The 14,763-nt window shown below is 49.4% G+C and carries 12 protein-coding genes; 7 read left to right on the plus strand and 5 right to left on the minus strand.

Translation table 11 applies throughout. The annotated features are described in order from the left end of the window. Positions 1-139: 139 nt before the first annotated feature. Positions 140-1,564, minus strand: a complete 1,425-nt coding sequence (gene murD / locus ACN0YN_RS28345) for a UDP-N-acetylmuramoyl-L-alanine--D-glutamate ligase (RefSeq protein WP_417388261.1) — start codon at positions 1,562-1,564, stop codon at positions 140-142. A 171-nt stretch (positions 1,565-1,735) separates the two neighbouring features. On the opposite strand from murD, the gene ACN0YN_RS28350 reads away from it, so the two are divergent. Further along, positions 1,736-3,703, plus strand: a complete 1,968-nt coding sequence (locus ACN0YN_RS28350) for a sodium:solute symporter family protein (protein WP_417388262.1) — start codon at positions 1,736-1,738, stop codon at positions 3,701-3,703. 119 nt (positions 3,704-3,822) lie between these two features. Here ACN0YN_RS28350 and ACN0YN_RS28355 read toward each other — a convergent pair whose 3' ends face one another. Further along, positions 3,823-4,287 (minus strand): hypothetical protein, encoded by a 465-nt coding sequence (locus tag ACN0YN_RS28355; protein WP_417388263.1) that lies wholly within the window; start codon positions 4,285-4,287, stop codon positions 3,823-3,825. Positions 4,288-4,846: 559 nt separating this feature from the next. Here ACN0YN_RS28355 and ACN0YN_RS28360 point away from each other — a divergent pair. The 4 genes from ACN0YN_RS28360 (at position 4,847) to ACN0YN_RS28375 (ending at position 10,251) form a co-directional block, all read left to right on the plus strand. Beyond that, on the plus strand, positions 4,847-5,959 hold the full coding sequence (locus ACN0YN_RS28360; RefSeq protein WP_417388264.1) for a hypothetical protein: 1,113 nt from the start codon (positions 4,847-4,849) through the stop codon (positions 5,957-5,959). Positions 5,960-6,031: 72 nt separating this feature from the next. After that, the gene (locus ACN0YN_RS28365; protein ID WP_417388265.1) at positions 6,032-6,991 is read left to right on the plus strand and encodes a S1C family serine protease; all 960 of its coding nucleotides are present in this window, start codon (positions 6,032-6,034) and stop codon (positions 6,989-6,991) included. Positions 6,992-7,231: 240 nt separating this feature from the next. Then, positions 7,232-8,983, plus strand: a complete 1,752-nt coding sequence (locus tag ACN0YN_RS28370) for a hypothetical protein (RefSeq protein ID WP_417388266.1) — start codon at positions 7,232-7,234, stop codon at positions 8,981-8,983. 185 nt (positions 8,984-9,168) lie between these two features. Beyond that, a complete protein-coding gene (locus tag ACN0YN_RS28375; RefSeq protein ID WP_417388267.1) occupies positions 9,169-10,251 on the plus strand; it encodes an EF-hand domain-containing protein in 1,083 nt (360 codons plus the stop codon). A 27-nt stretch (positions 10,252-10,278) separates the two neighbouring features. Here the strand turns inward: ACN0YN_RS28375 and ACN0YN_RS28380 are convergent, their stop codons facing one another. From ACN0YN_RS28380 to ACN0YN_RS28390, 3 genes are all read right to left on the minus strand, one after another. Further along, the gene (locus tag ACN0YN_RS28380; protein WP_417388268.1) at positions 10,279-10,956 is read right to left on the minus strand and encodes a class I SAM-dependent methyltransferase; all 678 of its coding nucleotides are present in this window, start codon (positions 10,954-10,956) and stop codon (positions 10,279-10,281) included. 54 nt (positions 10,957-11,010) lie between these two features. Continuing rightward, on the minus strand, positions 11,011-11,952 hold the full coding sequence (locus ACN0YN_RS28385; protein WP_417388269.1) for an aminotransferase class IV: 942 nt from the start codon (positions 11,950-11,952) through the stop codon (positions 11,011-11,013). A gap of 61 nt (positions 11,953-12,013) precedes the next feature. Beyond that, a complete protein-coding gene (locus ACN0YN_RS28390; protein ID WP_417388270.1) occupies positions 12,014-12,460 on the minus strand; it encodes a hypothetical protein in 447 nt (148 codons plus the stop codon). A 346-nt stretch (positions 12,461-12,806) separates the two neighbouring features. On the opposite strand from ACN0YN_RS28390, the gene ACN0YN_RS28395 reads away from it, so the two are divergent. Next, the gene (locus tag ACN0YN_RS28395) at positions 12,807-13,727 is read left to right on the plus strand and encodes an NAD(P)-dependent oxidoreductase (protein ID WP_417388271.1); all 921 of its coding nucleotides are present in this window, start codon (positions 12,807-12,809) and stop codon (positions 13,725-13,727) included. Between the two features lie 89 nt (positions 13,728-13,816). Next, positions 13,817-14,704 (plus strand): 4-hydroxy-tetrahydrodipicolinate synthase, encoded by an 888-nt coding sequence (gene dapA, locus ACN0YN_RS28400; protein WP_417388272.1) that lies wholly within the window; start codon positions 13,817-13,819, stop codon positions 14,702-14,704. Positions 14,705-14,763: the final 59 nt, after the last annotated feature.

The raw sequence follows: 14,763 nt of genomic DNA on the forward strand, positions 1-14,763 counted from the left end.
CTTCGTATACCAGTTTAATGGCGACGATCTGAAACAGCGATCGATCCCGAATAGATGATTGAGCGTACCGCTTGATTAAGTCTCAGAAAGGTACCCATGCGCGAAGAATAAAACCACTTGACAAGACGTCGCTGCTGGGTTAGCCCGACTGGCTTTCATCAGACAACTGCCGAAACAGGGTTCGAAAACGTTCCCCACGTTCGACGAAGCTGGTAAACCAGTCATAGCTGGCACAACCTGGTGAAAGCAAAATCACATCCCCCGGCGCTGATTGCTGAAATGCCCAGGTGAACGCATTTTCAAATGAAGTCTGAGGCAGTGAAATGACTGCTGATCCAGATTTCTGATCGGAAAACGGCTGTTCCTGCAGGGAATCGTACATCAGTTTACCGGTTTGCCCCATCAGAGCGGTAGCTTTGGTTTGACCTCGAAATCGACGGGCAAATTCCGTGAGATCCACGTATTTATTCGAGCCTCCTGCGAGCAGAATGACCGGACTGTCCCGGAACGCATCCAAGGCACAGATGGCTGATTCCGGGGTCGTCGCCAGTGAATCATTGTAAAACCGTCGCTGTTGATATTCGCCCACGAATTCCAGGCGATGTGGTAATCCTGTGAAGGACTCGAGCCCCTGGTTCAAATCCTGAGCGGGAATCCCTGCTGCCCGACATGCCAGCAATGCAGCAGCTGCATTCCATCGATTGTGTGCCCCGGGTACTTTCAACTCAGGCGACAAGGTTCCCCATTCATCTTTGAACTGAAACGAATTTTGACTGACAAATAAATCCGGATCTAGTTCGACGTCTGTACTGAAGGTGAGAATGTTTCCAGTGGTTTGCCATCCCTGCAATTCCGGATCATCCCGATTGAGCACCGCGACATCAGATTCTGACTGCCAGCGCAGAATCGTCTGTTTCGATTGACGATAATGAGCCAGGGTCTGATGCCAGTCGAGGTGGTTGGGGCTGAAATTGGTGACGAGGGCGATGTGCGGACTGACCTGAATCCGATTCAGTGCCTCGAGCTGAAAACTACTCAATTCCAGAACGACCCAGTCATCAGCCTGGATCTGCTCCAGTTCCGGTAACAGACTGATGCCGATATTCCCACCGAGCCAGCAGCGCCGACCGGCCGCTTTCAAAATGCTGTGAATCATGGCGGTCGTGGTCGATTTTCCATTGCTCCCCGTGACCCCGATCACACGTCCCGGATTCAGTTGCCAGAACAGTTCCATCTCACTGGTGACGGGAATCTGCTGTTGAGCAGCGTTTTTCAATAGGGCATGGTCGGGAGGGATCGCAGGATTCACAACCAGTAATTGCGTAGCTGGCAATTCCGTGGAACTGTCTCCCAGCTGAAAAGCCACATCAGCACAGTTTTCCAGCTGCCGGATTGATTCCTGCAATGCCTCTGCTGGTTTGCTGTCAAGTATGGTGACCCGCGCCCCTTTCTCAACCAGAAACCGGACGGTGGCGACGCCCCCGCCAAATTTCCCGAGTCCGAGGAGGGTCACATCCTTCCCGGCCAGGTCATTGTTCTGAATGAGATAGGGCAAAATGCTCATGCTATGTGATTCTGATCTTTTCTATTGGTCTGCAAGAACCATGCTGAAATACAGGAAGGATGCCTGAGGAGTTCATTCAGGCATCAGTAGGTTTGCATATTTTGTGAATCCGCGGTAGTCTGATTTCGAAACAAAGATTACAAATCAACTGTTCAAAATGAGGGTCAGCCGATGCTGTTTGCCGCTGAAAAAAATACCTGGTTGGGACTGCATACCGCCGACTGGATCATACTGGCTCTATACTTTGTTGTCATTCTCGCCATTGGTCTCTGGTCTGTCAAAAAGGTCAAAGACATGGCAGACTTCTTCATGGGGGGCCGCCGTTTCGGCAAAGTCTTCATGATGTTCTTTGCTTTCGGCTCGGGAACGAGTAGCGAACAGGCCATCAGTGTTGTTGCTGGTACGTGGCGGTCAGGGCTGGCGGGCATCTGGTGGCAGTTTCTCTGGTTGTGGGCCACTCCGTTCTACTGGATTGTTGCCCCCCTCATGCGTCGCATGCGTGCTCTGACAACTGCAGACTTCTTTGAAACCCGTTTTAACGGGCCGACAGCTGTCATGTATTCTTTTTACGGCATTGCCATCTCGATTACATTTATCGCCGGCGGTCTGTTTGGTACGGGCAAGATGGTCGATGCTTTAACCGGGAATGAACTGGATCGGCTTTCCGTTGAAGCCAATATCATGGTTCCCGCTGCGGAATGGGATACGAAGGAAAAAACGTTTCACATCACCGAACGCAGGCTGCAGGGGTATGAATTCGCGATTCTGGCCGTGACCGTCATGTTTGTGATTTACGGGATGGCGGGCGGTCTGGGAGCTGCGATTATCACCGACTTTATCCAGGGGATCTTAACGATTGTGTTTTCATTCCTGCTGCTCCCATTCGTGTTCTACGAAATAGGCGGTTTTGGAATGCTGCATCAGCAGTCCGATCTCAAAAAGGGAATGCTGGATCTGACGGTCAGTCCCGAACTGGCGGCCACCATGGGAGAACCGATCACCCCGTTTTACGTCTGTATGCTGTCTATTACTGCGTTGGCCGGCATTGTGATTCAACCCCACATCATGGGGGTCTGTGGAGCAGGGAAGACGGAATATGAAGGCCGTTTTGGATTCACGGTCGGTAATTTTCTGAAACGATTCTGTACTGTCGCCTGGACGTTTACCGGCCTGGCCTGCATTGTCTGGTACATGGGGGATAACAGTCCCTTGAAAACATCGCCCGATCCGGCAGATCAGGCTGTTTATCAGTCCCTGCTGGTCCGCGCCAGTCCTGAATATGATCAGCTTTCAGCAGAAGAAAAAGCCAAAGTTGAGGCCACTGATAAGAATTTCGCTGACAAACTGTTCGGAATGGCGGCACATGATATTCTGCCACGCATTGCCCCTGGCTTGATCGGTCTGTTGCTGGCATCCCTGCTGGCGGCGGTCATGAGTACCAGCGATGCCCAGATGATTATTTCCAGTGGTTTATTTACCGAGAATATTTACCGGAAGTGCATCGTCAAGAATAAATCGCAGCGACATTATCTCTGGGTCGGACGACTGGCAGGCCTCGTGATTGTGATCATGGCGCTGATCCTGCAGACGACGTTTACCGATATTATTGACGCCTTGAAAATCATCGTCAAAACGCCGGCCTGTATCGGCATCAGCCTCTGGTTTGGCATTATCTGGCGACGCTGGAATGTGATCTCGGTCTGGGTTTCAACAATCACTGGTATTGTCGTCTGGACCATCGTCGCGTTTCATGCTGATGTTTTGTTTAACTCAGGAATACTTCCTGAGAGCATGTTTAAATCAGGCAACGAAATGAAAGACGTCTGGCAGATGTTCTCTTTTATGAGTCTGGCGATTCTGAGTGGCATTTTTGTGAGTTTCCTGACGCCGCGCCAGTCACAGGAAAAGCTGGACCATTTCTATAAGCTGATGCATACGCCAGTGAAATTGAACGAAGTGATTGATGCCCCCTGCACACTGCCGGCAGAACCGGAGCCGATGGGAAGAAAGCTGTTCCCCAACTCGAAGGATATTGAAATCCCTTATCCTACCTTTCAGGATCTGGCAGGGTTTGCGCTGGCATGGGGAGCGGTGGCGGCAATTATCTTTCTGACACAGTTCCTGGCCAAAGTCGCCTGACACTGCTCAATACGCTTTAAATCAGCGTAACAAGTTTCATATCTTTACGTAAAAAAACAGCCGGAAACAAAATTGTTCCCGGCTGTTAATTATTGTGATGAAGCTACTACTCTTTATTATTAGCTGCGGTAGGTTACAGTGACTTTTCCACGGTGGGATTCAACGACTACACTGTATTTCCCGTAATCAAAAACTTTACGACGACCATCTTTTGTGCAGCGAACGCATTCGCAGGCACAACTTGGAGCACAAATTTCCACAGCCACACATCCTGGTTCGCAACAGCTGTGTTTGGGTGCACAAGGATCAACAATGGTTACAAGTTTTGGATTGGAACAGGGAGCAATGTTGCGGGGACGTTTGTATTTGACACAATCAAATACAGGGATCTCTTGAGAAGCAACATGGTGCTCATACGGCTGAGGCGCCAACTCAGGCATCGGTACAGGACTGACTGCTGGCGGTACTGCAGTCGTCTGGCTCAACAATAGCCCTTGTCCCAGATTAAACGAGGGACCCTGAGCTTGAGCAGTTGAAACGGTCAAGGCAATCATACCTAAAGTGTAACAAACAATCTTGTTCATCTCTGAATACTCCTTTTGCTACCTGGGTGAACTCCATTAAGGCAGCTGATTGATAAAAATCAATGTTGTTTCCCCCGACAACGTGCTTGCTGGCATTCTCCAGAATGTTAAATGATCAAGCAGATGAATAGTCAGTTCGTTTTCGCAGTTGTCCACCACACAAATTATACTCTACTGTCAACTTGAGTCGCCAATTAATCAGCAAAGCAGGTGAAAAACCGGTATCAGTTACGTACCTGATAATGGTCAGAGATAATAAGTGGAGTTTGAGATGACAAGGGTTGGCAGGCAATTTTTTGCGTAATCAACCAAACGGCCCCTGTTTCACTTACCGGAATATTTTGACAGAGAGTCAAGCTGGATCTGTTTCAGCTTGAATTCTGCATGGTTTCAATTTGATTTAGACACATGGGTTATTTGAAAAGTCGAGATTGGGAACTGGAAAACCTGTACAGATTAGAATAAGAATTTTACAATCCTGCAGAGATGCAGTTGCAAGCCGTGCTCAGATAACACATAATCTAATTGGTTTAATTTCAAGGACTTGAGGGAGACATCCATGAACAGACCGGCCTTCCGGTGGTACGGCAAACCGTTCTATTACACACCTGTGTTAATTTGTGGCACGCTATCATCTGCTCTATTGACTGGATGCGGAGGGAGTGAACCCGCACCTGCTCCCACACAGGCAACTCCCCAACAAGCAACGCCTGCACCCGCTGCGCCCCCTTCGCAAGTCGCGCAGAACACACAGTCTACACCTGTTAAGAAAGAAGAAAAGCAGGAAGACAGTCGCAAAATGATCGACGGCATCCCCTACGATGTCTGGTTTGATAATCCTCTTGCGGTCGCAGGGGATCAACAATCGGTGACTCCCGTTGCGCTTCCAGGGAATACCGTCGCAGCCACACCTGGGAATACAACTCCTGCAACAGAAATGAAGACGGCAGACGCACAGCCTTCCGCAGCAGCGGGAGGGGTAGACTGGAAAACCATCATTCCGATGCCCGTGCTTGACTCACTCGTCAAAGACATCCGCAATCGCCTGACCAAAAATATGCAGTCTGTGGGAACATATAACACCACTTATCTGGAACTGCCTACGTTTACTTCCACTCTGGCGGCTCTTGCGGAAATTGCAGCAGAGCATCCGGACGAGATTGGCTGGAAAAAAAATGCGAAATACCTGCGTGACCTGGCAGCAGGTATTTCGTCGAAGCAGTTAATGCGTGGTGCCAAATCTTATCGCGAGATCCAGGTTCCTTATGAGCAGATGATTGTAATCATGAATGGCAGTCTGCCTGCGGGGGTCCCCGATTCCGAAGATAAAAAACCTCTCAGTGATGTTGCCTCCATGGGGGATCTGATGAAGCGGGCTGATATTGCTTCCAAATGGTTGAAATCCAATGTTGGCAATGCAGACGCTTTAAAATCGGAAAAAGAAAAGGTCATTGAAGAAGCACACCTGCTGGCGGCGATTGCCAAAGTCATCACAACCGAAGGTTATGGTTACGTGGATGACAAGGGGTTTCTGGGGCACGCCAATCCGATGTCAGAGGCCAGCCTGCAGATGGTGGAAGCAGCCAAAGCCGATAACTTCCCTGATTTTGATAAAGGTTTAACTCGCGTTTATAAGGCATGCACTGAATGTCACAGTGAATATAAAGAGTAGTCTCTCTGGAAATCAAAACGTTCGCTCTGCACCCCGTATCAGCACACAACAGCAATAGAGGAAATCGACGGAATGATTCGCAATTTTTGCCACCTCGGACTACTGCTCTCTGTTCTCTTAACGCTTCCAGGCTTTGTCCGTCCCGTTCAGGCCGACTGGATAGAGCTGGTCAGTGGTCATAAAATCGAAGGCGATGTTCTCAAGCAGAGTAACGATCACCTGCTGGTGGATATTGGGTTTGAAGTGCTGAGAATTCCGCTGGAACAGATCCGTTCTCGCAGTAAATCGGAAAAAACCTCCGATGGTAAAACGCCGGTTTCCAAGAGTAAGGACAAAATTTACTCCGTAGCGGAACTGCCGGTCAAAAGTATCAAGGAACTGGCCCGGCAGTATGGAGAAGCAGTAACCCTCGTTCAAACTCCCAGTGGACTGGGATCCGGCTTTATCATTAACGACCGCGGGTATTGTGTCACCAATTATCACGTCGTAGAGAAAGAAACGCGGATTGCCGTTACGATTTTTCATCGAACGGCCAATGGAGAATTTCAGAGACGTCAAATCAAGGATGTAGAAATTCTCGCGCTCAATCCCTTTTTTGACCTGGCTCTGCTGCGTATTCCACAACAGAAAGATTTCGCATTTCGCACCGTCTATCTCGCAGAAAATGATCAGCAGCGGGAAGGGGAGGAAGTCTTTGCCATCGGTAACCCACTTGGCCTGGAACGATCCGTTTCACGCGGAATCGTGAGCACGCGCAATCGAAACATGCAGGGTATTGTTTATATTCAGACGACCACTCAGATCAATCCCGGCAACAGTGGCGGCCCGCTGTTTAATTCCCGGGGTGAAGTCATCGGCGTCACTAATATGAAGCTGATTCTGGGAGAAGGGCTGGGATTTGCGATCCCCATCACTTACGTCAAACATTTTCTGGATAACCGGGATGCATTTGCGTTCGATAAAACAAGTCCCAATACGGGCTATCGCTATTTTGATGCACCGCGCAGAAAAACGGCTGTTTCTGAAAAGTAAATTAAGAAATTTGCAACCAGTGTCTGAGTTTCGTGGTAATGTCTGCCGAGAGTATCACGAAATTGTTTTCTGCCTCTGACCGGGGTGAGTTTCAGGTTGGGGTTGTCAGAAAAAGAAGAATTGCTACAAATAAACAGTATAATTTTCGTCACGCGTAAAAGTATAAGACAGGGCCACAACGTCGGATCTTGCGTGAAGTTCCCTTAAATCCCCTCTGGAAGAGAAAGAATGAAGGCTCCTATGAGAAAGCCACTTTTGTTACTCGCATTCATGTTGATGCAGGCGATGTTCCTGCAGACTGCCCAGGACAGTTTTGCACAAGATCGTGTTTCTGCAGCACAGAGACTGCCCGACGATTCACTGTTCTATTTTTCCATTCCGGACGTCGAAGTCATGGAAGAAAAATGGGCACAGACCTCAATGGCAGAAATGATTCGCGATCCCGCTTTTGCTGGAATGCGCGAAGATCTGGTCAAACTGGTCGAAAAGTATTCAAAAAAGTTTGAGGACGAAACCAGTCTGGGACTGAGTAATGTCCTGAGTATTCCCAGTGGCGAATTCTGTCTCGCCTTCGTGAAAAGCAGCGAAGGGAAATTTGGTGGACTGGTCTCGCTGGAGTATGGCGAGAGCGGTGAGATCGTAGAAAAGATTCTGGAAAAAACGGCTGATGCTCTCGATAAGGAAGGTGCCCGCCGCTCCATTCGCAGTATTTCCGGTACCAAGATTGTCGTCTTCTCTTTTGAAGCCGAAAATCCTGAAGACGAACCCGTCAAAGTTCCACTCGCCAAGCAGTTTTCGTACTTCCTGAAGGATAAAACGTTTGTTGCTTCCAATGATGATAAGATTCTGGAAGGAGTTCTGGCGAACTGGGATGGTCAGGATCAGAGATCACTGGCTGCGAAAAAAGAGTATCAGTACATTCAGAGCAAGTGCGCAGATCCGGGTGCACCGGCAGTTGCACAATGGTACCTGAATCCGATTGGTGCGCTGCAGTCTATCCTGGGGGTGGCCAGCCGTGCCAATCCTCAGATTGGAATGGTACAGGGTTTTCTGCCTGCTTTGGGTATTACCAACCTGAAAGCTGTCGGCGGAGCCAGCTTCATGGCGACTAAAGAGTTCGATGCTATCTCAAAAACTTTCACTTATGTCGAAATGCCGACCTCCGGGATTATCGACATGTTTAAATGCCCTGCCGTTCCTCAGCAGCCCCCCGTCTGGGTCTCTGATAAAGTTTCCTCGTACTATTCAATCAACTGGAGCATCATCGGTGCTTACGATTCGATTGAAACTCTGTTCGATGGTTTCCAGGGACGCCCCGGTGCGATGGCCGCTTTAATCGATTCGATGGCTGATAATCCAAATGGCCCCAAAATCCACATCAAAAAAGACATCGTGGATAACCTGAGTGGACGTATTCAGGTTGCGACTCAGATTGAAGAAGGCGAACAGCTGGACCTGACCAAAATGACCGGTCAGTTCACTGTCGCATTAGGTCTGAAGAATGCAGACGCTTTCCAGAAAATTATCGCATCACTGACGGCCCGTGATGATTTTCCCGGACAGGCACGTGAATTCCAGGGAACAACACTATATGAACTTCCCGGCGCAGTCATCAATTCCCCCACCTCAGCAGGCTTCTGCATCGCAGAAAATCAGCTGTTTATCTCAAACGATGTACAGCAGATCGAAAGTGTGCTGAGAAAAGACCGGGGTGCCGGTTCTCTGATCAACGATGCCAATTACAAACTCATCGCTGAAAACTTCCCTGAAAAGACATCCATGATTACCTACCAGAATGCAGATGCTCAGGTACATGCCGTCTATAATTTAATTAAACAGAATGAGGATCAGGTGAAGATCGAAGGACTTGACCTGTCGAAACTGCCTCCTTACAGCTTCTTCCAGAAGTATCTGCCCATCAGCGGCGGTTACACAATTCCTGATGACCAGGGCTTCTTTACCTCGACTTTTTCAGTGAAAAAGTCAAGATAAGTCCTTAAATCACGCTTAACTTTCAAAAACCCGGCGAGTCAGCTCGCCGGGTTTTTTTATTGTTGATATCGGTTTTTTCGAAAGGCGCAATACTTTTCAGTCCGGTTTGAGTTAAATAGGAAGTAGAGGACTTATCGTGTATCTGGCCCTCGTCTGATTTCAGCATACCCGTGAAAGGGGCGACAATGCAGTATTCTTTCATTTCACTGGCGGCACTCGCCGTACTGGGTTTCTCTGCCGGCAGCCTTTCCGCTGCTCCGGAACAGGACGAATCCGCGTCCCAGAGCATTTTTCAACAGCTTGATAAAAACTCTGACGGCACTGTGACAGCAGATGAAGTCCCACAGGATAAAGAACGTTTTTTTGACCATCTGATTCGAACGGGTGATCAAAACAAAGATGGGAAGCTCACAAAAGATGAGTTTGAATCGAGCCTGAAAAAAGAGGACCAGAAATTTCCTGCTGCAGGAGGCGGCGACCAGGAACGGTATCGACGTGGTATGCAGGAATTCATGAATCGTCTGGACCGAAATGGCGACAAAAAGATTTCACGTGATGAAATACCAGAACCACTGAAAGATCGTATGGAACCGCTTTTCAAACGGATGAATACAGACGCGATTCCTCTTGATGCACTGCAACGATTCTCAGGCATGAATCGAGGCAGACCCGATGGTGACCGCAGAGAACGTTCTCGCGCTGATGACGAAAAGATGAGCCAGGAACGCTACGAGCGGTTTTTCCAGTCACTCGATACCAATAAAGATGGCAAACTGACTCTTGCGGAAGCCCCTGAACGGGCAAAGCAGATCCTGCAGCAGATTTACAGACAGACCGATAAAGAGGCTGACAGCTCACTCTCAAAACAGGAATTCATTGAAGCAATCAAAAATTCTCGTCCTGGCCGGAGACCCGGCGATCGTGGGCGCGACACCGAAATGGAACGTCCCGAAATGAATGCTCGTCCGGAAGGGAGCCGTGGAGGTTTTCAGGGAAGAATGTTTCAACCGGTTTTCATGAAATCTCTGGATACAAACGAGGATGGAAAACTGGATGCCAAAGAACTCGAGCAGATGAAAGATCTGCTGAAAAAACTGGATCGCAACGAAGACGGTTCGCTGGACCTGAGGGAATTGATGGGCGGAGACCGTGGTGGATTCAATCCACGAGGGCGGGATCGCGATCGCATGGATCGTCCACGTCGTCCTGCTGCTGAATCACCGGACAACAAACAGCCGGAAAAAGATTCGAAAAAACCAGACGCTTAAATACCGGCTCACGAACAGTTCGTGAGATCAGACCTGATTTTGAGAGGCAGTTTGCTCCAGCGCGGGTGAACTGCCTTTTTCTTTTTGCAGATGCTGTACCCAGGCGGGAGGCAGGTTGCACCAGACCCAGTTTCGACGAATGCGGAACTGGCGTGTGTAGTCTCCCATAATCTCATCGATTTCACGAATCCGCTGATTCTCGTCACCCCGCGAGACGACTTTGCGGACAGGCCGCACATACATGTATTCGAAGTACGAAAGTACTCCTCCCGGCTTGAGCAGTCGGAAGTACGCTTTGAAAATATCAGTAACCAGATCTGTCGGGAAATTATTTAAAGGCAGGCCGGAGACAATGTAATCATATTCCTCTGCTGCACCATAATCCTGCAGTGGACAATTATGAATTGCCGTCTGATGTTTGATTTCCTGGAAGCCTCGTTCGGTATCAAAGCGTTTATGCAGAATCTCGACAAATTTATCATTCAACTCCACCAGATCGAGTTGATCGCCTGGGTGAATCTGCTTCACGATCTCCCGTGTGACCGCTCCTGTGCCAGGCCCGATTTCCAGAACTTTCTTGGGCCCCTGATGCTGCTTCATAGGCCCGGCCATGTTCGCTGCCAGAAATCGACTGCTGGGAGCAATCGCGCCTGTCGTCTCGAAAGTTGTCCGAAACTGTCGAAAGAATTCAAGGTAGTGTGACAAGACAATAATTCCTGATTGATACGCTATATATGAATTTGATGATCAACCTGATGATTATAAACAGGCCTGCCGACGTGCGGTACCGATTTCCTGTGCCTGCTGTAAAATATCAACTCCCACCGCCTGACTCCAGGCAGTCAGCAGTTTCCAGTAAACGGGGCCGGGAATGCCTTCCGACAACTGATTGTCTTCAAAGCGGGTGACCGGCATCAGACAGTAAGCGGTCGAAGACGTCAATGCTTCGTCAGCTTCGAGTATCATATTGGGGGAAATATCTGTTTCCTGATAGTCCATTCCCAGCTGTTTCGCTAATCGAATCACCATTCTCTGGCTGATTCCCCCCAGAATATATTCAGGGCGGGGAGAAAGAATCTGGTTTCCCTGCACCAGAAAAAAGTTTCCAATGGTCGTTTCCGCCACGTAGCCTGCCGGATCAAACAACAAGGCAGAAGCCTCCGGATTGTTCCGCCGTACCAGTTTGTCAGCGCGGTAGAGGTGAATTCTACTGCGTGATTTCACACCCGGATTAAAAATGGCAGCATTGAGAGGCTGTACTTCTGATCGTATCAGATTTTGTCCCACAGCATATTTGCGATCCCAGAGTTCAAAAGCGAGCGGGAACGTGTGCACACAAATGGTCGGTGTCTGACAGGTCTTAAGTTCAGCCAGTCCCAGGTAAGGCAGATTGTGGCCGGCGGTAATAAAGACCGTTAAACCCAGGTCATGCTGGTCTGGTAACAGCGCGGCATTTCTCTCAACCAGCGTTTCACAGACCTGCTTCAATTCAGCTTGGGAGACAGGAGGTTCTATGCATGCATAGTCCAGCGCAGAAAAAAGACGCTCCAGGTGATCGTCCAGCAGAAACAACTGATGCTGAAACGTTCGTACCATCTCTGTAACAGAGGCACCATACACGATTCCCAGATCGGTTACCGACAGCTTCGCTTCCGAATCGGGAATGAAGTTGCCATTCAAATACGCCTGCGCTTCGGACATGGAAAAGATTCGTTCGGGTAATAGAGATCAGTAACAAAGAAAACAGCTCGACAGCTGCAGATCAGTATCCGTAATACACAACTGGCTGTGAGTATGCCGGGTAGGAGTACACAGGATAAGGCATGGGAGCAGGATATGTCGTGGGATACTGTGAATTCAAATATGGTCTTCTTCCAAATAAACGGACCTGCAAATACATGGTATTAGCAACCATTCGGCAGCCCAGTGGAAACGCAGAGCTGTTACATCGCTGGTGTAATTCATTCCGGAACTGTAAATCACAATACCGGCGGCTGATACCGGGAATCTGATAGCAGCGGTCATGTTGAGAACAGGTGCCACGAAAATCGGCCCCCATAAACCCCTGGGGAGTCAGCATCTGCAGCAGGGGAGCACCATCAGGACCGCAAGGGTAACCATTTCCACATGTTTGAGCCTGCAGTTCAGATCCCTCTGAGAAAATCCAGGCGAAACAGATACTCCACAACACAACGTATTTCAATTTCATGACATAACCTGAATCCGCATCTGAAAATAAGTCAACCAGGATCGGGCACTGTTCAAAAGCTCCAGCCAGATCGTTCGTTCGATTTTCCCTACCTGGCAATCCAATCGCAAGTTTCTTTTGCTCCCATCGTCGAATTCCTGTCAGAAAAGAGGGCTGCAGGCATGATAGTTGACAAAAAAATGAACCAGTCATATGACTTCTGAGTCCGACCTCGATATACTGCGAAGGAGAATGATTGGTCTAACTTGAGATATACCAATCATTTTTTTACGATTTCAATGAACATAACCGCATTGATCATTAAGTAACTCGACGAAATCTGAAACAGATAAAAGGATTGAACAAGATGGCGATACCAACCATTCAACCAGGTCAGACAAAAATTGGCTGGATTGGGACGGGAGTCATGGGAGCCAGCATGGTTGGCCACCTGATGGACGCTGGTTTTTCGGCTACGGTGTATAATCGCAGTAAATCGAAAGCGGAACCACTCATTAAAAAAGGGGCAAACTGGGCCGCTTCTCCCAAAGAGGTTGCTGAAAATTCAGATGTCATCTTTTCGATCGTTGGTTTTCCGACAGATGTCAGGGAAGTTCTTCTGGGAGAGCAGGGGGCTCTGGCCGGCGCAACAGCTGGTAAGATCCTGGTTGATATGACAACCAGCGACCCCTCTCTGGCTGTTGAAGTCGCAGAAGCAGCGAAAGCTCAGGGAGTTTTTAGTGTCGACGCCCCGGTTTCCGGCGGAGATGTGGGCGCCAAAAACGGAACTCTGTCCATCATGATTGGTGGTGAAGAAGCAGTTGTGGATGCACTCAAACCCTGCTGGGACGCCATGGGGAAAACGATTGTCTATCAGGGGGGACCGGGATCCGGACAGCATACCAAGATGGTCAATCAGATTCTGATCGCGACCAACATGATCGGCGTCTGCGAAGCATTGCTCTACGGTTACAAGGCAGGCCTGGATCTGCCCACAGTACTGGAATCCGTAGGCAGTGGTGCAGCCGGCAGCTGGTCTCTCTCGAACCTGGGTCCGCGAATTATGGACAACAATTTTGATCCCGGTTTCTTTGTAGAACACTTCATCAAAGACATGGGAATCGCCCTGGCGGAAGCCAAAGCGATGAACCTGAGTCTGCCCGGCCTGGCACTGGGACATCAGCTTTACCTGGCCGTCCAGGCTCAAGGGCATGGACGGGATGGAACCCACGCACTGCAGCTTGCCCTGGCGTCATTATCGAATGTCGACTGGGAACAGCGATCATAGTATTTCAAGTTAAACTCAATTGAATATAAAAAAGAACTGACCCGCCAACCTGAACTGGCTGGAAGGATTTGTAGTAAGGTAATAAAAGCATGGCGAATCAAAGTGACCTGTTTGCAGGTCTTGCGGTAGCAATGATCACCCCGTTTCAGAATGGTGAAATCGATGAGACAGCGCTCCGCGCCCTGGTCGATTATCATGTGGAACAGGGGACAGACACCTTGTGTCCCGTCGGGACAACCGGTGAATCACCGACGCTTTCTCACGACGAACACAAACAGGTGATTTCGATTGTCTGCAATCAGGCTGCCGGCCGGATTAAAGTGATGGCGGGGACAGGCTCCAACAGCACACGCGAAGCGATCGAGCTGACCAAGTATGCACAAGGTGCCGGAGCAGATGGTGCCCTCCATGTGGCTCCCTATTACAACAAGCCGACCCAGGATGGCTTCTTCCAGCATTATCAGGCCATCGCAGAATCCGTCGATATTCCGATCGTCATCTATAATATTCCCGGGCGGACAGCAAAAAACATCGAACCGGAAACGATTATTCGACTGGCTGAGATTCCGAACATCGTCGCCGTCAAGGAGTCCACCGGCTCCATGGATCAGGCTTCTCACATCCTGTCAGCCTGCGATCTGGCAGTCTTATCAGGCGACGACAGCCTGACTCTGCCCCTGATGGCGTTAGGCGGGAAAGGGGTCGTCTCTGTCGTAGGGAACATTGTTCCCGGCGATGTCAAAAGCATGCTGAATGCATTCAATGCAGGAGATTTAGCGCTCGCCCGTGAGTGGCATTTCAAGCTGTTTGCCCTGTGCCGTAATCTGCTGGGGCTGGCGACCAATCCCATTCCCATTAAAGCCGCCATGCAGTTACTGGGACGTGACAATGGTGAAGTTCGACTTCCCATGACCCAGTTGGACAGCAGTTCAATGCAGGTTCTGGAAAAAACCCTGCGGGATTATGGTCTGCTTTAAGAATTCGGCTAAACTAAACGGCATCTACAGTTGCTCCGGGTAAGAGACTCCAGGAACAA

This window comes from Gimesia sp., assembly GCF_048260065.1.
GTDB lineage: Bacteria > Planctomycetota > Planctomycetia > Planctomycetales > Planctomycetaceae > Gimesia.

Excerpts from the sequence above, each read along its gene's own strand:
- murD (WP_417388261.1), bottom strand. The coding sequence starts at position 1,564 with ATGAGCATTTTGCCCTATCTCATTCAGAACAATGACCTGGCCGGGAAG.
- ACN0YN_RS28350 (WP_417388262.1), top strand. The coding sequence starts at position 1,736 with ATGCTGTTTGCCGCTGAAAAAAATACCTGGTTGGGACTGCATACCGCC.
- ACN0YN_RS28355 (WP_417388263.1), bottom strand. The coding sequence starts at position 4,287 with ATGAACAAGATTGTTTGTTACACTTTAGGTATGATTGCCTTGACCGTT.
- ACN0YN_RS28360 (WP_417388264.1), top strand. The coding sequence starts at position 4,847 with ATGAACAGACCGGCCTTCCGGTGGTACGGCAAACCGTTCTATTACACA.
- ACN0YN_RS28365 (WP_417388265.1), top strand. The coding sequence starts at position 6,032 with ATGATTCGCAATTTTTGCCACCTCGGACTACTGCTCTCTGTTCTCTTA.
- ACN0YN_RS28370 (WP_417388266.1), top strand. The coding sequence starts at position 7,232 with ATGAGAAAGCCACTTTTGTTACTCGCATTCATGTTGATGCAGGCGATG.
- ACN0YN_RS28375 (WP_417388267.1), top strand. The coding sequence starts at position 9,169 with ATGCAGTATTCTTTCATTTCACTGGCGGCACTCGCCGTACTGGGTTTC.
- ACN0YN_RS28385 (WP_417388269.1), bottom strand. The coding sequence starts at position 11,952 with ATGTCCGAAGCGCAGGCGTATTTGAATGGCAACTTCATTCCCGATTCG.
- ACN0YN_RS28390 (WP_417388270.1), bottom strand. The coding sequence starts at position 12,460 with ATGAAATTGAAATACGTTGTGTTGTGGAGTATCTGTTTCGCCTGGATT.
- ACN0YN_RS28395 (WP_417388271.1), top strand. The coding sequence starts at position 12,807 with ATGGCGATACCAACCATTCAACCAGGTCAGACAAAAATTGGCTGGATT.
- dapA (WP_417388272.1), top strand. The coding sequence starts at position 13,817 with ATGGCGAATCAAAGTGACCTGTTTGCAGGTCTTGCGGTAGCAATGATC.